Source organism: Desmospora profundinema, from assembly GCF_031454155.1.
Classification (GTDB): domain Bacteria; phylum Bacillota; class Bacilli; order Thermoactinomycetales; family DSM-45169; genus Desmospora; species Desmospora profundinema.
Genome location: NZ_JAVDQG010000003.1, coordinates 248,652 through 269,664 on the forward strand (window position 1 = coordinate 248,652; position 21,013 = coordinate 269,664).

Annotated in this window: 17 protein-coding genes and 1 riboswitch; of the genes, 16 read left to right on the forward strand and 1 reads right to left on the reverse strand. The window is 54.5% G+C overall.

Going from position 1 to position 21,013, the window contains the following annotated elements; translation table 11 throughout:
• Window positions 1-90 precede the first annotated feature (90 nt).
• Window positions 91-272: riboswitch (Lysine riboswitch) on the reverse strand.
• A 632-nt stretch (window positions 273-904) separates the two neighbouring features.
• The 5 genes from JOE21_RS07570 (at window position 905) to JOE21_RS07590 (ending at window position 6,421) form a co-directional block, all read left to right on the forward strand.
• Window positions 905-1,105, forward strand: coding sequence for a cold shock domain-containing protein (locus JOE21_RS07570; protein WP_107728007.1), 201 nt, complete (start codon window positions 905-907; stop codon window positions 1,103-1,105).
• 171 nt (window positions 1,106-1,276) lie between these two features.
• On the forward strand, window positions 1,277-1,840 hold the full coding sequence (gene hpf / locus JOE21_RS07575; protein ID WP_309864421.1) for a ribosome hibernation-promoting factor, HPF/YfiA family: 564 nt from the start codon (window positions 1,277-1,279) through the stop codon (window positions 1,838-1,840).
• 209 nt (window positions 1,841-2,049) lie between these two features.
• A complete protein-coding gene (secA, locus tag JOE21_RS07580) occupies window positions 2,050-4,587 on the forward strand; it encodes a preprotein translocase subunit SecA (RefSeq protein WP_309864425.1) in 2,538 nt (845 codons plus the stop codon).
• Between the two features lie 199 nt (window positions 4,588-4,786).
• Window positions 4,787-5,891, forward strand: a protein-coding gene (gene prfB / locus JOE21_RS07585) for a peptide chain release factor 2 (protein WP_309864427.1) whose coding sequence is annotated in 2 segments (ribosomal slippage) — window positions 4,787-4,858 and window positions 4,860-5,891 — 1,104 coding nt in all. Because the reading frame shifts where the segments join, the coding sequence is not laid out codon by codon here.
• A gap of 101 nt (window positions 5,892-5,992) precedes the next feature.
• The gene (locus JOE21_RS07590; protein ID WP_309864428.1) at window positions 5,993-6,421 is read left to right on the forward strand and encodes a hypothetical protein; all 429 of its coding nucleotides are present in this window, start codon (window positions 5,993-5,995) and stop codon (window positions 6,419-6,421) included.
• A gap of 109 nt (window positions 6,422-6,530) precedes the next feature.
• Here JOE21_RS07590 and JOE21_RS07595 read toward each other — a convergent pair whose 3' ends face one another.
• Entirely contained in the window at window positions 6,531-7,301 is a 771-nt protein-coding gene (locus JOE21_RS07595) for a YwqG family protein (RefSeq protein ID WP_309864982.1), read from the reverse strand.
• A 324-nt stretch (window positions 7,302-7,625) separates the two neighbouring features.
• Here JOE21_RS07595 and JOE21_RS07600 point away from each other — a divergent pair, with 324 nt between their 5' ends.
• The 11 genes from JOE21_RS07600 (at window position 7,626) to argF (ending at window position 20,996) form a co-directional block, all read left to right on the forward strand.
• Complete coding sequence (locus JOE21_RS07600) at window positions 7,626-8,768, forward strand: conserved virulence factor C family protein (RefSeq protein WP_309864431.1); 1,143 nt, start codon at window positions 7,626-7,628, stop codon at window positions 8,766-8,768.
• A 188-nt stretch (window positions 8,769-8,956) separates the two neighbouring features.
• Window positions 8,957-9,811 (forward strand): enoyl-CoA hydratase/isomerase family protein, encoded by an 855-nt coding sequence (locus tag JOE21_RS07605; protein ID WP_309864433.1) that lies wholly within the window; start codon window positions 8,957-8,959, stop codon window positions 9,809-9,811.
• Between the two features lie 193 nt (window positions 9,812-10,004).
• Window positions 10,005-10,688 (forward strand): hypothetical protein, encoded by a 684-nt coding sequence (locus tag JOE21_RS07610; protein ID WP_309864437.1) that lies wholly within the window; start codon window positions 10,005-10,007, stop codon window positions 10,686-10,688.
• Between the two features lie 203 nt (window positions 10,689-10,891).
• A complete protein-coding gene (locus JOE21_RS07615) occupies window positions 10,892-11,236 on the forward strand; it encodes a c-type cytochrome (RefSeq protein WP_309864438.1) in 345 nt (114 codons plus the stop codon).
• Window positions 11,237-11,436: 200 nt separating this feature from the next.
• Window positions 11,437-12,468 (forward strand): N-acetyl-gamma-glutamyl-phosphate reductase, encoded by a 1,032-nt coding sequence (argC, locus tag JOE21_RS07620; RefSeq protein WP_309864441.1) that lies wholly within the window; start codon window positions 11,437-11,439, stop codon window positions 12,466-12,468.
• Between the two features lie 44 nt (window positions 12,469-12,512).
• Window positions 12,513-13,769: a bifunctional glutamate N-acetyltransferase/amino-acid acetyltransferase ArgJ gene (gene argJ / locus JOE21_RS07625; RefSeq protein WP_374709336.1), complete on the forward strand. Its 1,257-nt coding sequence runs from the start codon at window positions 12,513-12,515 to the stop codon at window positions 13,767-13,769.
• A gap of 13 nt (window positions 13,770-13,782) precedes the next feature.
• Window positions 13,783-14,601 (forward strand): acetylglutamate kinase, encoded by an 819-nt coding sequence (gene argB, locus JOE21_RS07630; protein WP_309864445.1) that lies wholly within the window; start codon window positions 13,783-13,785, stop codon window positions 14,599-14,601.
• Entirely contained in the window at window positions 14,573-15,766 is a 1,194-nt protein-coding gene (locus JOE21_RS07635; RefSeq protein ID WP_309864446.1) for an aspartate aminotransferase family protein, read from the forward strand. The genes argB and JOE21_RS07635 overlap by 29 nt, the downstream gene beginning before the upstream one ends.
• Window positions 15,744-16,811, forward strand: coding sequence for a carbamoyl phosphate synthase small subunit (locus JOE21_RS07640; RefSeq protein WP_309864448.1), 1,068 nt, complete (start codon window positions 15,744-15,746; stop codon window positions 16,809-16,811). Before JOE21_RS07635 ends, JOE21_RS07640 begins: the two co-directional genes overlap by 23 nt.
• Window positions 16,804-20,031 carry a carbamoyl-phosphate synthase (glutamine-hydrolyzing) large subunit gene (gene carB / locus JOE21_RS07645; RefSeq protein ID WP_309864450.1) on the forward strand — a complete coding sequence of 1,076 codons (3,228 nt, stop codon included), beginning with the start codon at window positions 16,804-16,806 and terminating at the stop codon, window positions 20,029-20,031. Before JOE21_RS07640 ends, carB begins: the two co-directional genes overlap by 8 nt.
• Window positions 20,028-20,996 carry an ornithine carbamoyltransferase gene (gene argF / locus JOE21_RS07650; RefSeq protein ID WP_309864453.1) on the forward strand — a complete coding sequence of 323 codons (969 nt, stop codon included), beginning with the start codon at window positions 20,028-20,030 and terminating at the stop codon, window positions 20,994-20,996. The genes carB and argF overlap by 4 nt, the downstream gene beginning before the upstream one ends.
• The last annotated feature ends 17 nt before the right edge of the window (window positions 20,997-21,013 follow it).

A 21,013-nucleotide genomic window follows, 5' to 3' on the forward strand; every position in this document is an offset into this window, starting at 1 on the left:
GATGATGGTGAAAGCGTACCTTCAACAAAAAAGGCAATGATAGGCGCTCCCTACCATTACCTTGTTTCCGAAAGTAACGCTATGGTCCCCATCACCAGTAGTCCTCCACTATAGCTTTTCACCATAGTGACAGTGCTGCACTTGTTCAGTACAGCCCCAGCGAAAATGGATGCGACTCTCCATTTCCACTTCGGCAAATATCCCTTTCAACGGTGTTCTTCGTTGTCATCCTCCCACCGCTTACTGATGAAATTTGCGCCTCTACCCCACCACAAAGATGAGGCTAAGCATATATCGTTGGCATTCCACCTGATTATAGCAAGAGTGGGAAGCGCAGGCCAACGATTGGCGGGTGGAATTATTTAACACGGCCGAAATTGGATATCTATTTAAAATTATCTGTCATCAATAATATAACCGAACTCTTAAGCGCATGTAAAGATTCTCTTTTTTCCACTTCCGTCAATCAGAGGATTCCGGCGATTGTGGATCATGTGGATAACTTTGTGGATAAATCTGTGGATGGTTTGCTACAACTTTCCGTCTATGTTGCAACAACGCTTTTGGGATGCGGTTTTTTTGAAAAACATGCGGTTAGGGCGTGTCTGAACAATCCGTAAGGCGCGATCCCGGGTTGGTATGGCTGTCTTCGTTTCGTTGCAAAAAGCGCATAGTGAGACCGGGAGCGAAGCGACCTAGGCGAGACCTGTGCTCTATGAGTGCAAAGGCGAACCAAAAGCGATACCCTAATGGGGGATGGAGCGTGTAACGGCTCCAAACAAAATCTCCAAAGTCCAGTCAAATTTCCTTGACTTTGCCTAATGGACAGTGATATAGTGTTTTTGCATGGAAGAGGTCCAAATGGTCATTTTCATGTGCATCACATTATGAAGGGATTGTTCATATGCAAGGCAAAGTCAAGTGGTTCAACGCGGAAAAAGGTTATGGTTTCATCGAGCGTGAAGGTGGCGAAGACGTGTTCGTACATTACTCCGCCATCCAAGAAGAAGGATTCAAGACCTTGGATGAAGGTCAAAGTGTCGAGTTTGAAATCGTGGACGGACCGCGTGGACCGCAGGCTGCCAACGTTACCAAAGCCTACTAATCCATTGATTTTCCACCCCTCCCGACTTGGTCGGGAGGGGTTTTGATATTTGTAGTAGGAATTTATTGTTTATTGGAAAGATTTTTCTATGTCGGATTTGGTTAAGAGGCAGGATAATCCCTTTTGAACGGGAATAGATAAAGATAGAAGGCGAAAAGGGGGATTCGCTTCATGAGGTACAATATCCGAGGGAACAACATTGAAGTGACTGAGGCGCTCCGAGACTTTGTGGAAAAGAAGTTGAGCCGTCTGGAAAAGTACTTTGATACCACTACCAACAAGACGGAAGCCCATGTGGCCCTCAGCGTGCACAACAAAGACCACCACAAGGTGGAAGTAACCGTTCCTTTCCCGGGTGTCCTGGTTCGGGCCGAGGAATCGACAACGGACATGTATGCTTCTATCGACAATGTGGTGGAAAAGCTGGAGCGTCAGATCCGGAAGTACAAAACGAAGGTGAATCGAAAGTTCCGCCAGGACGGGACAATCCGCTCCCTGGAAAACGGGGCGGCCCCTGCAACAGCCGAGAGGGTAGCAGACGCGGAAGAGGATGAAGAATTCCAAATCGTCCGTACCAAACGATTTAACCTCAAGCCGATGGATACGGAGGAAGCGATTTTGCAGATGGATCTGTTGGGACACAACTTTTACGTGTTCTCCAACGCTTCCACGGATCAGGTGAGTGTGGTGTACAAGCGAAAAGACGGCCGGTATGGATTGATTGAACCCGAATGACCCCGCTTCACCGTTTTTGTGAATAGGAAACACTCCAGGGCAGCCGAGTGCTGCCCTGTTTTTGGTTTGATCCCTCCTGAATTCTTTGTTAAGATGTGAAAATCCCTGCGTATTTTTGTTAAACTAATAGATAGTACCTAATGATTGGAACTGGATCGACGGTAGCGCGGACAGATTAACCACCTTGTCTCATGAAAGGGATGAAGGCGATGCTCAATTTACTCAAAAAAATGTTGCCCGATTCAAATGAACGGGAATTGAAAAGATGCTATAAGATTGCAGATAAAATCGAGGCGTTGGAGCCCACGATCAGTGCACTTTCGGATTCGGAGCTGCGAAATAAGACTGAAGAGTTCCGTCAACGCCTGAATGACGGAGAAGAGCTGGATGACCTGCAGGTGGAAGCTTACGCGGTGGTAAGGGAAGCAGCCAAGCGCGTGCTGGGCATGCGTCATTTTTATGTCCAATTGGTAGGGGGGATCGTTCTCCACAATGGCGATATCGCCGAGATGAAGACAGGGGAAGGGAAAACCCTGGTTTCCACTCTGCCTGCCTATTTAAATGCTTTAACCGGCGAGGGTGTCCATGTGGTGACGGTCAACGACTACCTGGTCCGGCGGGACCGGGAATGGATGGGACAGATCTTTGAATTCCTGGGCTTAACGGTCGGTCTCAACCTGCCGGGAATGAAACCGGAAGAAAAGCGGCAGGCGTATCAGGCGGATATCACCTTCGGGACCAACAATGAGTTCGGCTTTGATTATCTGCGTGACAATATGGTCCTCTACGACGAGCAGATTACCCAGCGTTCCCTCAATTTTGCTTTAATCGATGAAGTGGACAGCATCCTGATCGATGAGGCCCGGACTCCCCTTATCATCAGCGGCCAAGCCAACAAAGCGACAGACCTGTACTATGCTGCTGACAAAATGGTGCGGCGGCTCAAGCCAGAAGAGGATTATTCGGTTGACATCAAAACGAAAAACGTCACGTTGACAGAGCAAGGTGTGGATAAAGCGGAGTCGTTCATGGGCATCGACAATTTATACGACGCCAACAACATCACGGTAAACCACCACATCCAACAGGCTTTGAAAGCCCATGTCATCATGAAGCGGGATCAGGATTATGTCGTCAATGAGAACGGGGTCGTCATCGTTGACGATTTCACCGGCCGGCTGATGGAAGGACGCCGCTACAGCGATGGCTTGCACCAGGCCATCGAAGCGAAAGAAGGGCTGCAGGTACAGCGGGAAAGCATGACCCTGGCGACAGTCACGCTGCAGAATTACTTCCGTCTCTACAACAAACTGGCGGGTATGACCGGTACGGCAAAAACGGAGGAAGAAGAGTTCCGTAAAATCTACAATATGAATGTCGTCCAGATTCCCACTCATCGTTCCATGGTCAGGAACGACCTCAGCGATGTGCTGTATAAAACGGAAGCAGGAAAACTGCGAGCCATCGTGGACGAGATTGTAAAAAGGCACGCAACCGGCCAGCCGATCCTGGTGGGAACGGTTTCCATCGAAAAATCGGAACTTCTTTCCAAGATGCTGAAGAAAAAAGGGGTTCCCCATCAAGTTCTCAATGCGAAGAACCATGCCAAAGAGGCGGAGATTATTGCTCAGGCCGGACAGCGGGGAGCCGTCACCATCGCTACCAACATGGCTGGTCGCGGGACGGATATTGTCTTGGGCGATGGTGTGGATGAACTGGGCGGCCTTCACGTGATCGGGACGGAGCGGCATGAAAGCCGCCGGATTGACAATCAGTTGCGGGGTCGTTCCGGCCGCCAAGGAGATCCCGGATCTACCCAGTTTTTCCTCTCCTTCGAAGATGAGTTGATGCGCCGTTTCGGCGGGGAACGGATTGAAAGTTGGATGGAGAGTTTGGGATTGGATGAAGATACCCCGATTGAAGGGCGGATGTTCACCAGAGCGGTGGAAAGCTCCCAGAAAAAAGTGGAAGGCATGAACTTTGACGCCCGTCGTTGGGTATTGCAATACGATGATGTTTTAAACCAGCAAAGGGAGATTATCTACAAACAACGGCGCGAAGTGCTGACGGGTGACAACTTCAAAGAGATCGTTCAGCAAATGGGGAAAGACCTGATCCAGCGTGTGGTGGAAGCTCATACCCCGGATGAGGATGTGCCGGAGGATTGGGATTTGGAGCCGGTGGTCGATTTCGCCAATGCTTCCCTGTTTGCTGAGGGAACGGTGGAACTCGATCAGTTTAAAGGCTTGGAACGGGATGAAATCATCCAACTGCTCATCGACAAAATGGAAAAGCATTACGATGAGCGGGAAGAGGAAATCGGTACGGAACGACTGCAAGAGTTTACCAAAGTGGTGATCCTCCGGACTGTCGACCGGAAATGGATGGATCATATCGATGCGATGGATCAACTGCGTCAGGGAATTCATCTGCGGGCTTACGGTCAAACCGACCCGGTGCGGGAGTACCAATTTGAAGGATATGAGATGTTCCAGCAGTTGATCCAGGAGATCCAGGAAGAAGTGGTTCGCTACGTCATGAAATCCACCGTGGGCGAGGAAGAAATCCAGCGCGAGGAAGTGGCTACGCCTAAGGCGGCTTCCAGCGGTGGTTCTCCCCATCAAGCGGAGGAGAAAAAGAAACAGCCCATCCGCAACACTGACAAAGTGGGGCGAAATGACCCTTGTCCCTGTGGCAGCGGAAAAAAATATAAACACTGCTGTGCCCGCTCGGTACAGACGGGCTGAATCCATGCACCCATCTTTCAGGCGAGCCGCCCGGTTCGCCCTTTGTGCTTTTTGCAACGAAACGAAGACAGCCATATCAACCCGGGATCTCGCCCTACGGATTGTTTAGACACGCCCTAGTGTCGGAGAGTGCGGGCCGGGCCCTTTTTGTGTTATCCTGAAACAAGATGATTATTGGTTTAAAGGAGCGATTGATACGATGACTCTAGCCGAGATTCGTCACGAATTAACCAATACAGCCAAGCGATTGGCGGATATCAGGGGGTCTCTTTGACCTCGCCAACAAAGAATCCCGCATAGCCGAACTGGAAGAACAAATGACTGCCCCCGACTTCTGGAACGACCAGGCTCAAGCCCAGAAAGTGATCGACGAAAACAATCACCTAAAGGGATTGGTTCAGGGCATGCACGACCTGGAAGAGGGGCTGGAAGAACTCCAGGTGATGGCTGAGCTGATTGCGGAAGAAAATGATGAATCCTTGCTTCCCGAAGCGACGGACGGGATGAAGGAATTAACGAAACGGCTCGACCAGTTTGAGCTGAATCTTTTGCTGAGTGATCCCTACGACAAGAACAGTGCCATCTTGGAATTGCATCCGGGTGCGGGCGGGACGGAATCTCAGGACTGGGCGGAAATTCTCTTGCGCATGTACACCCGGTGGGCGGAACGCCGCGGCTTTAAAGTGGAGACGCTGGACTACCTTCCAGGGGAGGAAGCCGGTGTCAAAAGCGTGACGCTGCTGATCAAAGGGCATAACGCTTATGGGTACTTGAAGGCGGAAAAAGGGGTGCATCGTCTGGTGCGGATCTCCCCCTTTGATGCTTCCGGCCGCCGCCATACTTCTTTTGTCTCTGCCAACGTTCTGCCTGAAATCGATAATGATGTCCAGGTGGACATCAAGACGGAAGATCTTAAGATCGATACGTATCGATCCAGCGGTGCCGGTGGACAGCATGTCAACACCACAGATTCGGCGGTGCGGATTACACACTTGCCCACCAATGTGGTGGTAACGTGCCAATCGGAGCGATCCCAGATCAAAAACCGGGAACGGGCGATGAAGATCCTGAAAGCCCGCCTGTTGGAAAAGCAATTGGAAGAGAAGAAAAAAGAACTGAATGAGTTGAAGGGAGAACAGACCGAGATTGGTTGGGGCAATCAAATCCGGTCCTATGTTTTCCACCCCTATAGTATGGTGAAAGACCACCGTACCAATGTTGAAGTGGGCAATGTGCAGGCGGTTGTCGACGGGGAGATCGATTCGTTCATTGAAGCTTATTTGCGAAAGCAGCTGGGTGCTTAATCCCCCTTTGAGAAAACCCCGGATAATCCATCCGGGGTTTTCTTATCCGCATATCGGCCCTTTCTTTTCCAAAGGCTAGGACAGGAAAGGAGAGGGTAGCGATGATGCGATGGATCGGGGCGGGACTCGTGGGGTTGTGGTTGACATGTATTCCTTTGTCCCCCGTTGCCGCTGATTACGTGACAGAGGAGGGGCCGTGTGCCCACAAGGCCCGCTGCTGGTCATTTTCTGCCAATGTTTGGCATGTGGAAGGGGAAAGTGAAGCCTTAAATCAGGGAAGGGCGTTTCATCTGGATGGAAAAGAGGACCGTGTGACCGGAGTTGTCCATCCGGGTGATCAGCGGGCGGAGCTGGTGGTGGAAGTGTGGGATGAGGGCTACCGTCTGTTACGGCGTCGGGTGGTACATGCCTACAAGGCGAAACCGTTTACGGTGCCGTTAAAGGAACTGGGTTCACGTCCCGTCCATATCTTCCTCTATTTCCAACAGGGGGGACAAAAAGCCTGTGTGACGGGACAGCTCTATTATTAAGCCGATCATCTCATTCCGTAACGGAAAACTAATCCGACGGATCCACAGCGTGAAAAACCAAGAGAAGTCAATCAAGTTTCCTGATGGGGCACCAGCCGTCTCTATCCGTTCACCCCTGTTGCATAACGACCCAGGTACGGTCAAACCGTCCGGCCAAAACATCGGTTCGGGGAGCGCAAAAGGTAAGGATCCCTTCCCGGTTCCCCCATTCGACCTCCAACTCTTCCAAGTCGGAATCCAGTTGCAAGAGCAGAACCCATTCTTCCTCCTGGATGCCTGATTCCCGACGGCATGCTTCAAACACATCTTCTTCCAATCCCAGGGGGTATCCCAGGGATTGATGATCTTTTCCCTTCTGTTTTTCCAGGTCGTACAGACGGTCCATCAGATCAAAGTAAATCTCCTCCATCCCATCTGTCGGTTCCACATCCGGAAGCTGCTGCTCCACTGTGGGAATCAAACGGAATTCGGGGTAACGGGATTCCCGGGGCACCTCTTCCGGGATTGGGTGCGGGATGAGTCCGTCTGATGACGGAAGGTGAATCACACGCCAATTGCTGGGATCTTTTTCTCCCCGCAAGGCTTCCACATCACAAAAGAAGGATAGCATTCCCTCTGGCGGCAAAGGCATGTCCATCGCCAGTCCGGCCCATTCTTCCAGGCGAAATTGGGCAATGAACGGAAGGGGTTTGCCCATATGGTGCGGATACTCCATCCCTGGAGGCCAATCGGGCATCCCGCCGAAACGGGATTGAGCGAAGCCGGGAGCTTCTTCTTCCTGCGGTTTTAGCTTGACGCATGGAACCAAGGTGGATAGAACGTCTTCTTTCATCTCCGACAGTCCGTGATCTTCTAAGATCGCTTCGATTTGTTTATCCATACCCACTCACATGCTCCTCCTCGACAAAGCCCGGCAGGATCGTTACGGAGATCCGGGTCGCCTTGATCCTCCAGGGCCATGATTTTTCTTGCAAATACCCTGTATAACCCCTCGTGTCCAGCTGTTCTATACCATAGTAACCGATTGGCACTTCAAAACCAAAAGATCCTGCTTTGCTCGATGGACAATTCTGCGGCACCGTCACAAGGGAGTAGGAATGGAACAAGTGCTTGTGATAAGATGCGGATGAGAACGATGGTAACGAAAGAATCTCTCTATGTGGGTATCTCACATCGGTGATAGAGATCTGGAAAGGAGCCACTCATGAAAATACGATCGATTGAACCCACTCCAAGCCCCAATTCGATGAAAATCAATGTGGACGAACATGTGTCCGAAGGTTTCACCTATACGTCTGACAACCGGGATCAGGCACCGTCAGTCATCCAGGCCGTGCTGGATATTCCCGGTGTGAAGAGCGTTTTCCGAGTGGCGGACTTCCTGGCGGTGGAACGCAACTCCCGGGTGGATTGGAAACAGATTTTGCCCCAGGTGCGTGAGGCATTTGGAGAAGAGGAGTCAGTCCCTGCCGATCGGCCGACCGATCCGGTCACTACGGAAGAGGCTTATGGCGAAGTGAAAGTGTTTGTACAAACCTTCCGCGGTTTGCCGATTCAGGTGAAACTGACCGCAGGAGAGGAGGAACGTCGCTTTGCTCTTCCCGACCGCTTTGCAGAAGCTGTGATGAAGGCTCAGTCGGCGGCGGAGAACATGGTGATGGAACGTCGCTGGGAAGAGCGCGGGGTGCGATACGGTGAGTGGGACGAGGTAGGTGAAGAAGTAGTCCAAGAAGTAAGCGCCGCTTATGATGACGAACGGCTGGCGGAACTGGTAGAACAAGCGAAGAAGCTGCAAGCGGGGGAAACGCCGGTAGAAAAAAGGCGCGGACGTCCGGTCACCCCGGATATGATGCAGGATCCCGACTGGCGAAAACGATACGCAGCCTTGGAACAGATGGACCCTACTGTGGAAGAGATTCCAGTGCTGAATCTTGCGCTGGATGATCCCAAATCATCCATCCGTCGATTGGCGACGGCATATCTGGGTGCCATTGAAGATCCCCAAGTGCTGCCCTCGCTCTACCGTGCATTAAAAGATCCTTCGGTTACCGTGCGACGAACCGCCGGAGATTGTCTGTCAGACCTGGGTGACCCGGCTGCCGTTCAGCAGATGATCGAAGCCTTGAAAGACAAAAGCAAGCTGGTTCGGTGGCGGGCAGCGATGTTTTTGTATGAAACAGGAGATGAATCAGCGGTACCGGCTTTGCGGGAAACAGTGGATGATCCTGAATTTGAAGTGGCCATGCAGGCCAAAATGGCTCTGGAGCGCATTGAGCGTGGAGAAGAAGCCGGCGGATCCGTCTGGCGTCAAATGACGAATCGAACAGAAAACAACCCGGGTCAGTAAAGGACCCGCTATCCCGCCATTTTTTTATTCGGCCCCCGAAAAAACAGGAGTTGTCCCCGCTGTTGTCGAATACAGGAACGTCTTTTCAGAAGATCTTCTCTTCTTTCACAGAACCTGACAAAGGGTCTTTTATGATTGTTTAGACCGTCGGGTCATTCGTGTTTTCTATTAAGAGAGAAGGAGTCCGGGTGGCCGACACGATGCTGCACCGGATCAAACAAAAAGGGCTTCAACATTTCCAAACGGAGGGGATCGGATTGGACTTTACACAGATCACACTGGAAATGGAAGACGGCTGGGCACTTTTGACCATCAATCGTCCCAAGGTGTTGAACGCACTTAATCAAGAGACTCTACAGGAATTGGAACGGGCATTGGACGAGGTGGAGAGGAGAAAAGAGATTCGTGCTCTCGTCATCACGGGTGCCGGAGAGAAAGCATTTGTGGCCGGGGCTGACATCACAGAGCTTCGCCGGATCGAGACTGCCGGTGAAGCAGAACGACAGGCAACCTTGGGACAGACCTTGTTTACTCGCTTGGAAGAACTGCCGATTCCGGTGGTTATGGCTGTCAATGGCTATGCCCTCGGTGGAGGTTTTGAATTGGCCTTGAGTGGAGATATTTTGCTGGCGTCCGATCAGGCACAGTTTGGACTGCCGGAAATCAACCTGGGTGTGTTGCCGGGATATGGGGGAACCCAGCGATTGGCTCGACTTGCAGGGAAAAACACTGCTAAATACTTCGCCTTAACTGGGGACCGGATGGACGCCGAAACCGCTTATCACTTGGGTATCGTACAACGGGTTGTCCCAGCTGCCAACCTGAAGGAAGAGGCGAAAAGCCTTGCCGCCAAACTGGCGAGGAAAGCACCGATTGCGATCCGCTATATTAAACAGGTGATCAACCAAGGAAGTGAAACCGATTTGAAAACGGGATTGCGATTGGAAGCTTCCTCTTTCGGAGTGGTGTTTGACTCCCAGGATCGTGTCGAAGGCATGGATGCATTTCTGGAGAAACGGAAACCTTCCTTCCGCGGTGAATGATCGCATTTCTTTGGTGGAAAGGAAGCAGGTACCGCGTTTTTCCGACAGACGGAATCTGATTAGACCATGAAAATTGACATTCGGAAAATCTTTCCCGGGAAATAATTCGAATGATGACGGATTGAGGGAGAAGGAGTTGTTACCAGAAGGTGTGTATTGCTAATTCCCCACCATCTGAAAAAGGAGAAAAAGGATGATCATCGATTGGCTGACAGAGCTTCCTGTCATGGTTTGGTTTGGTTTGGCGGCGGGATTGGTCGGAATTCTTGTCATCATGGTAATTATCAACTACAAACGCAGCCACGAAGTGGATGAGTTACAAAAGGCGTTTGGGGAGCCGTATGATTATCCGGAGGAGGAAGAAGGAGAGAAGCTGGAACGAAAGTCGGTGCGAAAGCGCAAAGAGGCCTCTTCAAAATTAGAAGGGTCTTCGTCTAAAGCCAAGGAAGCCAATACAGGAGAGCCGTTGGATGGGGACTCTCCCCCAGAAAAGGAAGTTGTTGCAGGACAACCGTTTGGATTGCCCGAAGGAAAGGCTGTCAAACAGGAGCCGAAAAAGAGAGAAAGGGACAAAGAACCCGATTCAGCCGATCCAGTGGATGAGACCGTGATGAAACCGGAAGAGAAAAAAGGCGAATCGTCGCCAGAACCGGAGAAGACAGTCGATGTGGGGTTGGAATCAATAGAAGCACCTCGAAAGCGGGTGCATGGGCGAAAGGTGTCTTCAACCAGACGGGATCAATCTGTCATCGATCCGGAAGAGAAGGAAAAAAAGGGGAAAGCGGATACAAGCTGGGCTACGCTGTCTGCCGAACCTCTGCCTCCCCGGGGAAGTCGACATGGCAGGAACAGGCGGGCTTCGTCAGACAAAAAATAAGGACCAAACAAGCGGATCCTGATTGGACATCTCCCCTTCGTCGGATTTTGTTCAACAATCCGGCGATTTTTTCATGGTCGAATGGTGGTTCCTTCAGTATGATGGGGGGGAGCGGCTTAATCCGGTTTTGGTCGGATTCCTGATGAAGAGTTGGACAAACTGTCGAATGGGAATATGATTGCACCATAGAAAGGATGATGGATATGTTGGGATCCCGTTGGAAATGGGCGTCCATCTTAATCGGCTCCATACTCCTCTTGGCGGCTTGTGTCCAGGAAAATCCCCCGGAAGGCGGTCAGCAAGATCGTTCCGGCGATGCTGTAGAGCAATCAACTGCTGAAAATATCTACAACAATAATTGTGCCAGCTGTCATGGACAAAACCTGGAAGGCAGAACCGGTCCCGACCTGCAACAAGTGGGAGGCAAGTATTCCGAAGAAGAGATTGACGATATTATCTTAAATGGAACAGGGCGCATGCCGGCATTAAAACAGATTCCCGATGACCAACGGGCGACATTGGCCGAATGGCTGGCTGGGCAAAAGTGATTTTCAGTTGGCGGATCGGTGTTTGATCCGCCTATATCCGTAAGCCCGGATTGATCTGACAGGTCCTAACAGGGAGTGAAGCTGTTTCAATTGGAGACAGCTTCTTTTTTGTGTCTTTTTTGCGTAAATGGATTGAATAAATATGAATAACTATGTATAATGATACGAAACTGGTTGGGGAGAAGGAGGAAACAAAAGCGATGAACGTCGCCGTGGTGGGGGCTACAGGGTATGGGAGCGGGGAGCTGGTGCGGATCCTGAGTCGCCATCCTCATGTGAAGATCCACTCCCTGGTCTCGTCATCTCGGGCAGGGGAAAGGCTGGGAACGGTTTTTCCCCACTTGGCCCATCTGGAACATACCTTAGAAGAGTGGAACGTTGACAAGCTGGCGAAACAAGTGGACGTGGTCTTTTTCGCCGCACCTGCCGGGGTGAGTAGTGAATGGCTGCCTCCATTGGCGGAAGAGGGAGTGGTAGCCATTGACCTGGCCGGGGACTTTCGTTTGGAACCGGAGGTGTACCAACAGTGGTACGGCCAAAATCCACCTCCAACCGCGTGGTTGAATCAGGCTCAATACGGCTTAAGCGAGTGGAACGCCGAAGCGATCGCCCAAGCCGATGTGATTGCCAATCCGGGTTGTTATCCCACGGCGGCATTGCTGGCGCTGCTGCCGCTGGTTCAAGCGGGCGCTCTGGAAGCGACACCGCTCGTCATCGATGGAAAGTCGGGGATATCCGGTGCGGGCAGGGGTTTGAAGCTGGGCAGCTTGTTTGGTGAAGTAGAGGGAAATGTTTTTTCATACAAAGTGGGCAAGCATCAGCACACACCGGAGATGGAACGGATCCTGGCCCTTTGGGGAAAGGAAAGTCACCGGGTGATTTTCACCCCACAGATTGTGCCGATGAGCCGCGGCATCCTGGTCACCGGATACGGGAAGCTCCGCCAAGGATGGAGCGAGAAAGACTTGCGCGACTGTTGGAAAGCCGCCTACGAACAAGCCCCTTTTATCCGCTTGTTGGAAGAAGACCGTTGGCCTCGTACGAAGGAAGTGAGGGGAAGCAATTTTTGTGATCTGCAACTCCATGTCGATCATCGTACCGGCCATGTCGTCTTGGCAGCCGCCATCGATAATTTGGTGAAAGGGGCGGCAGGGCAGGCCGTGCAAAATTTAAACCTGCGTATGGGTTGGCCCGAGACTGCTGGATTGACTATGGATCCGCTGTTTCCATGATACCAACCGGTTATAGAGAAATCGGCCAAAGGGGAGAGGGACGGATGGAGCGGCTTGATATGAAAGTAATCACCAACCGTGATGAGGCGGAGGTTCAGGCGGCTCCAGTGCCGATGATCACTTCGCCCCGCGGCTTTACAGCAGCAGGCTTGCATGCCGGTATCAAACGGAAGAGGAAGGATTTAGGTCTGCTTTGGTGCCAGGTTCCGGCTGCGGCTGCGGCCGTCTATACGACGAATGCCTTCCAGGCCCCGCCCTTGGGTGTGACCCGGGAAGGGCTGGCCGCATCACAAGGCAGGATGCAGGCACTGTTGGTTAACAGCGGCAACGCCAACGCATGTACAGGGGAACAGGGGTGGCTGGACGCCAGGGAAATGAGGCGGGTATGCGCGGTGGAGCTGGGTATTTCCGAATCGCTGGTGGGGGTGGCTTCCACTGGTGTCATCGGGGAACGACTGCCCATCGGACGGATTGTTGGTTCGCTGCCCCGTTTGACGGCTTCTCTGACGCAGGAGGGGGATCAGGATTTTGGTGCCGCCCTGTTGACGACAGATACATTCCCGAAGACAGCGGAAGTGCGCCTTACCGTAAGCGGTCGGGAGGTACGGATTGCGGGAGCGGCCAAAGGATCGGGGATGATTCATCCCAATATGGCGACAATGTTGGCATTTCTGACTACGGATGCTGTTATTGAACCACCGGTTCTGCAGCGTCTCTTAAAGGAAGTGACCGACGAGAGCTTCAACATGATCACGGTGGATGGCGATTCCAGCACAAACGACATGGTGTCCGTCATGGCCAGCGGATTGGCTGCACATCCCACGCTGGATGAGACCCATCCCGACTGGGAACGGTTCCGGGCCGCATTCGCCGAAGTTTGCCGTCGTTTGGCCCAGATGATCGCCCGCGATGGAGAGGGAGCGACCAAGTTAGTGGAAGTCACCGTGAGGGGAGCGGAAACCCTGGAAGGAGCACGGCAAGCGGCCAAAACGGTGGTGGGATCCAGCTTGGTGAAAACGGCGGTGTTCGGGGCGGATCCCAACTGGGGACGGTTGTTGTGCGCATTGGGGTACTGCGGAACGCAGGTGAATCCGGATCTCGTCGACCTGTGGGTGGGCGATCATTTGTTGGTTCACCGGGGGTTGGCGGTTCCCGGCGCCGAGGAGGCGGCCAAGGAGACGTTTCTCGGTGACAAGGTGCCGTTTGTGCTGGACCTCCACCAGGGAACAGCCGCGGCGACAGCATGGGGATGTGATCTCACGTATGATTATGTCCGCATCAACGCCAGCTATCGAACATAAGGGAGGGGATGGCATGAACGGAAATACTGTCGTGATCAAAGCGGGCGGAAGCGTGCTTAAGCGGCTCCATCCCACCTTTTTCAGCGGATGCGCTTCCCTGCTGGCGAAAGGCATTCGGGTGGTCATCGTTCACGGAGGGGGTCCGGAAATTGGCCGGGTGCAACAGAAGTGGGGGCTCTCTCCGCAGTTTGTGAACGGCCTTCGTGTGACGGATGATGAGGGACTGGAAGTGGTCCAGATGGTGTTGGCGGGACTCGTGAACAAACGGCTGGTGACGGCTTTGGAACAGTCAGGAGCCCTGGCTTTCGGATTGTCCGGGGTGGATCGCCAGCTCATCCGGGTCAGGCGGAAAGATCCGTCGTTGGGATGGGTGGGGGAAGTGGATTCCGTGCGGGCGGAGGTTCTTCATCCTCTGCTACAGGCGGGCTGGATTCCCGTGATTGCATCCCTGGGTCGAGATGAGGCAGGGCACCACTATAATGTAAACGCAGATACGGCCGCCGCCGCCATCGCGCGCTCCCTGGGAGCGGATCGGTTGTGGATGGTGACGGATGTGCCGGGGATCCGGACGGATGCGGAAGGAAAAGGACCCGTGCTGCCGCTTTTGACTCCCGACAGGGTCCGTTCCATGATGGCGGACGGCAGCATTGCTGGCGGGATGATTCCCAAGGCGGAAGCGGCGCTAAACGGGCTGGAAGGGTCCATCCAGGAGGTAGGGATCATCGATGGCAGCGCCCCTTTTTCACTGGCGGGCGGACAGATTGCGGCGGGCACAGTGATCCGGCGGGAGGAGGCGAAGCAAGATGGGGTTATTTCCCACCTATCGTCGTAACGGAATCAGACCTGTTGAGGCATCCGGGGTGACGATAAAAGATGAGGCGGGCCGCTCATACCTGGATTTCACTTCGGGGCTGGGGGTGTGCAACCTGGGTCACGGCCACCCACGGGTAAAGGCGGCATTGGAACGGCAATGGAATGCGGTGTGGCATGTGTCCAACCTGTTTGAGATTCCTCTTCAGGAGAAGGTATCCAACCGGTTGGCGGAGTTGTCCGGATTGTCATATGCCTTTTTTTGCAACAGCGGGGCCGAAGCCAATGAAGCGGCGATTAAGTTGGCGCGTCGGTACGCCCAAACCGTACGCGGAGTGAAATCACCTGAGATTCTCACCTTCGAGACTTCCTTTCACGGCCGGACCCTGGCCACCTTGACTGCCACCGGACAGGAGAAGGTAAAAGTCGGTTTTGGCCCGCTTCCTTCTGGCTTTATACACGTGCCTTTTAACGATATGGAATCGTTTCGTGCAAAGATCGGGCCTGACACCGCCGCCGTTTTGCTGGAGCTGGTGCAGGGTGAAGGCGGTGTTCGCCCGGCGGATCATCGGTTTATGCAGGCGGTGGCAGCAGAATGCCGCCGGCACGGGGCGCTCTTAATCGTGGATGAGGTACAGACGGGAATGGGACGCACAGGAGAGTTGTTCGCTTTTCAAGGCTGGGGGATTCAGCCGGATGTGGTGACATTGGCGAAAGGACTGGGTAACGGCTTTCCCATCGGAGTGATGTTGGGGCGGGCCGGGCTGGAAGAGAGTTTCGGCCCCGGGACCCATGCCAGTACCTTTGGCGGCAATCCATTGGCGATGGCTGTCGCGGATGCAGTCCTCGATTGTCTTTGTGAGCCCGGCTTTTTGGAACAGTCCCGGGCGGTGGGAGAACGCTTGGGACATCTTCTCCGGGTACACCTGGAGCCCTTGCCCGGGATTCGGTCCGTGCGGGGTCTGGGGTGGATATGGGGGCTGGAACTGGACCGCCCGTCCCTTCCTCTGGTGCAGGCCTTGGCCAAACGGGGATTGTTGGTTACTCTTGCCGGGGAACGGGTGTTGCGTCTGCTTCCTCCTTTGGTAACGACAGAGGCACAGGTGGAGCGGGCCGTGATGTTGATCGAAGAAACATGGATGGAGTTGGAGGAGGTTGTGACCGATGGAAGCGTATCTGGTGTTTGACGACGGGGATGTATTTCCAGGGGAGTGGATCGGGGTTCCCCGGGAGCATGCCGGTGAGGTGGTGTTCACCACGGGAATGACGGGCTACCAGGAGGTGGTGACCGATCCCTCTTATGCGGGACAGCTCGTCACCTTTACGTATCCCCTCATCGGCAATTACGGCGTGGTTGCCGATGAGAGTGAAAGTGAGGGTCCCCGCTGTGCCGGTGTGGTAGTGAACGAGCTTTACGGAAAGGGGGAATCGTCCCTGTCCGCATGGCTGGCTCGTTGGGAGATCCCCGGCATTGCCGGTGTAGACACCCGTGCCATCGCCCGCAAAATTCGGGACGGCGGCGCCAGAATGGGTCTGTTGTCGAGTGATCCGAACCAGATGCGGCAGCAGTGGCCGGACCCGGCGTCTCTGGAATGGGTGAAGGCTATGGCGGTTTCCCGCCCGGCGGTCTATCCGGGTCCAGACGGAGCTCCCCATATCGTCTTGGTCGATTTCGGGACCAAACGCTCCATTGTTCATGCTCTCATCCAGGCAGGTTGCCGCGTAACCGTCGTTCCCTTCCATTGGTCTGCCGATGCGATCGCGGATTTGCAACCGGACGGACTTCTTTTCTCCAACGGACCGGGGGATCCAAAAGCGCTTACGCCCTATCTGTCATCCTGGGTACCGTTGGTGGAACGGATTCCCACCATGGGGATCTGCCTCGGCCACCAATTGTTGGCCCTGGCTCTGGGTGCCGATACGGAACGCCTTCCTTTTGGTCACCGGGGAAGCAACCATCCGGTGCGGGATTTGGAGAGCGGCCGCGTGTGGATTACCTCCCAGAACCATGGTTACACCGTTCGCGCCTCTTCTGTTGATCCGGGACAGTGGCGCATCACCCATGAGCATGTAAACGATGGCTCGGTGGAGGGGTTGGCACACCGTCATTACCCCTTGTTCACGGTTCAATTTCATCCTGAAGCCCACCCCGGTCCCCGCGAGGCATCCGCCCTGTTCAACCGGTTCATCGATGCGGTGGTTGCCGGCATGGGGGTGACCGCTTGTGGGTAAAATCCAAGGAATCGATTCGGTGTTGGTTATCGGTTCCGGTCCCATCGTCATCGGACAGGCGGCGGAGTTTGACTACAGCGGAACCCAAGCTTGTCTGGCCTTAAGGGAAGAAGGTATCCGGGTCATACTGGCCAACCATAACCCCGCCACCATCATGACGGATCCCGATGTGGCGGATGTGCTTTATATGGAGCCCCTGACTCCGGAGGTGCTGACGCGCATCATCGAGCGGGAGCGGCCGGATGCCCTTTTGGCCACGATGGGAGGCCAGACGGGACTTAACCTGGCGGTGGAGCTGGATGAACGGGGCGTATTAGACCGTTACGGGGTGCACCTTTTGGGTACGCCGGTAGAGACGATTAGACGTGGAGAGGATCGGGAAGCGTTTAAGCAAATGATGGAAAACATGGGCGAACCGGTTCCCCAAGGACAAACCGTCTCCACGGTGGAAGAGGCATTGGCGTTTGCGGAAGGCGTGGGTTACCCCGTTGTGGTCCGTCCGGCTTACACCTTGGGAGGGTTTGGCGGGGGAGCCGCTGACAGTCCGGCTGAGCTGACCAAGGTGGCCCGCCGCGGGCTGGCCGCCAGCCCGATCCGTCAGGTCCTGGTGGAGGAGAGCATTCTCGGCTGGAAAGAGATCGAATACGAAATGATGCGGGATACAGCGGATACCTGTATCGCCGTCTGCAACATGGAAAATATCGATCCCGTCGGTGTTCATACCGGGGACAGCATGGTCACGGCCCCTTCTCAAACATTAACCGATCGGCAATACCAACAACTGCGTTCCGTCGCCTGCGATGTGATCCGTGCCTTGGAAGTGGTGGGAGGGTGCAACATCCAGTTTGCCCTCCATCCCGAAACGAGTGAATATCGCATCATCGAAGTAAACCCCCGGGTGAGCCGTTCCAGTGCTCTGGCTTCCAAAGCAACCGGATACCCGATCGCCCGTTTAGCTGCCAAATTGTGCCTGGGATATCGTCTGGATGAATGCCTCAACCCAGTCACGGGCCATACTTTCGCCAGTTTTGAACCGGCCCTGGATTATGTCGTGGTCAAACTCCCCCGCTGGCCGTTTGACCAGTTTCCGGGAGGCGAACGGGACTTGGGCACCCGCATGAAAGCGACCGGGGAAGTGATGGCCCTGGGGCGTAATCTGGAGACCGCTTTGAATAAAGCGATCCGTTCCCTGGACCAGGGGTGTGACAGCTTGTTGCGTGGGCAGGATCGGGAGTTGTCCGATGACGAACTGTCTTTGCGCTTGCGCCGTGCCGACGATGGTCGCCTCTTTCTGCTGGGGGAAGCGTTTCGACGGGGGTGGGAGATGGAACGCATCCATACCCTGACCGGGATCACCCCATACTTTTTGGATAAGATCCGAGGGATGGTGGAGTGGGAACAAACCTTGGCCGCCCAGAGTTGGGATACCGTTTCCGCTTCCTGTTTGAAGCAGGCGAAGGCGCGGGGAGTGGCGGATACCGTCCTGGCACGCTTGTGGCATGTTTCGGAGGAGACCGTTCGACAGCGTCTGTCCCAGCTGGGTTTGTTGCCGTCCTATAAGTGGGTGGACACATGCGCCGGCGAGTTTGTCGCCGATACTCCCTATTTTTACTCCTCCTGGCATGGGGCGGACGAAGTCGAGGTGGACACTCATCGTCCGCGGGCGTTGGTTGTGGGTTCCGGTCCCATCCGCATCGGACAGGGGATCGAATTTGATTATTGCTCCGTGCACGCCGCCAAATCGCTGCAGGAGCGCAATTGGTGCGCGGTTGTGGTCAATAACAATCCCGAAACCGTCAGTACCGATTTTGCGACGGCGGACCGCCTCTATTTTGAACCCTTGACGGTGGAAGATGTCGTTCAAGTGGCACGCAAAGAACAGGTGGAGGGAGTGCTTGTTCAATTTGGAGGGCAGACCGCGATCCAACTGATCAAGGGACTGGAAGAAGCGGGAGTGACCGTGTGGGGAACCACGTCGGATTTGATCGACCAAGTGGAGGATCGTCATCGTTTTTATAAACTACTGGATAAACTGGATATTCCTCATATTCCCGGCGAGACCGCCGACACGCCCGAGAAAGTCCTGGAGGTGGGAGACCGCCTGGGTTATCCGTTGCTGATTCGCCCTTCCTATGTGATCGGAGGGAGGGGAATGCAGGTGGTGCGCAGCCGGCAGGAGCTGGAGTCTGTATTGGAAGAAACCGGACGCAGCGCCGGGGCGGAACGATTGTATCCCTTGTTGCTGGATCAGTTCCTGGAAGGGATGGAAGTGGAAGTGGACGCTGTCACCGATGGCCGGGACGTGTTGGTTCCCACTTTGGTCCAACATGTGGAGCGGGCCGGCATCCACTCGGGCGACAGTTTGGCTATTTTGGGAGCGCCCGATTTGGATGCAGAACTGGCGCGGACGGTGATGGAATACACAACAGCCATCACTCGTGAACTGGGCCATGTGGGATTGCTCAATATCCAGTTTGTCGTGGCGGATGATCGTGTGTATGCGCTGGAAGTGAACCCGCGTGCCTCCCGGACGGTGCCGATCATCTCAAAGGTGACAGGCGTTCCAATGGTCGATTGGGCCACTCGGGTGCAATTGGGTGAAAAACTGGCCTCTTTTGCCCCTACCGGCTTGATGCCGAAACCGGCAGGCTGGGCAGTGAAAGGTTCGGTCTTTTCCACCGCCAAGTTGTCGGGAGTCGATCCGGCACTCGGGCCGCGGATGAAGTCGACAGGGGAAGTATTGGGTGTAGGACGCACTCTGGAACAAGCATTGGCTAAGGCGGTTCCGTGGACGGTGACGGGTCCCTTGCCCCCCTTGACGAAAGGCAGCTCCCTTCTGTTGGCGGTGTCAGACGTACGCAAAGAGGAGTTGCTCCCGTGGGTGCATCAGCTGGCGGAAGCAGGCGTCTGTCTGGCGGCTACACCGGGAACGGCCCGTTTTCTGCGGAGCAAAGGGGTCCAAGTGGATGACTGTCCCCCCGACAACTGGGAATCATGGTTTGCCAATGACGATCCCAAAGCGGTGTTGGCCATCCCCACACAGGGGGAGGATCCGAAACGAAACGGGTTCCGCCTCCGTCAGCTGTCGCTGGAATGGCAGGTCCCCTGCTTTACTTCGGTAGATACGTTCCGTGCCTGGTTGCGATCTGCGCCATGGATCGGCTCGATGGATGCGGAACCCTTCCAGGTTCCAAGGTTGAAGGAGATGATGATGGGATGAGTGCCAGTTTGACAACGATGCCGATTCCACCGGCTCTGGCGGGAAGGGATTTCCTGGCGGTATCCGATACTTCGGCGGAGGAGATTCGCGACCTGATTCGCCATGCTCTCTGGCTGAAAGAGCAGAAAAAAGCCGGGCACGCCTATCGCCCCTTAGCAGGTAAATCCTTGGCCATGATATTCGACAAACCGTCCACCCGTACCCGGACTTCCTTTGAAGCCGGTATGGCCCAATTGGGAGGACATCCCCTTTCGCTAAACCGGCAGGAGCTGCAGTTGGGACGGGGAGAGAGTGTGGAGGATACCGCCCGCATTCTATCCGGATATGTGGATGCAGTCCTGATCCGAACGTTTCAACATGATACGGTCCAAAAGCTGGCGGAGAACGCCTCTATCCCGGTGATCAACGGATTGACGGATTCTCACCACCCTTGTCAAGCCTTGGCTGATTTGATGACGGTGATCGAATGTAAACCCGAACAGGACTCGGTGCGTCTGGCTTATGTGGGAGACGGAAACAATGTTCTACACTCGTTGGCAGAAGCGGCGGCCCTGACAGGCTGGGAGCTGGTGGCTGCTACCCCGCCAGGCTATGAACCGGATCCGGTAATCTGGCAACAGGCGGCTGACATCGCTCTTGTCAACGGCGGTCGCCTCCATCTCGTTCAGGATCCCAAGGAAGCGGTGGCCCAAGCGGATGCCGTCTATACGGACGTCTGGGCCAGCATGGGGCAGGAAGAGGAGAAAGAGCAGCGGTTGCGGGACTTTACCGGATTTCAGGTGGATGCGTCCCTGATGCAGCTGGCCCAGCCTGACGCGGTTTTCCTCCACTGCCTACCCGCATACCGGGGGCTGGAAGTGACGGCAGAAGTGATGGAGGGTCCGCAGTCGGAGGTTTTCCGGCAGGCGGAAAACCGGCTGCATGCACAAAAGGCGCTGCTGACCTCATTATTGTCGGATGGATAGGGATAGAAGGGGTCATG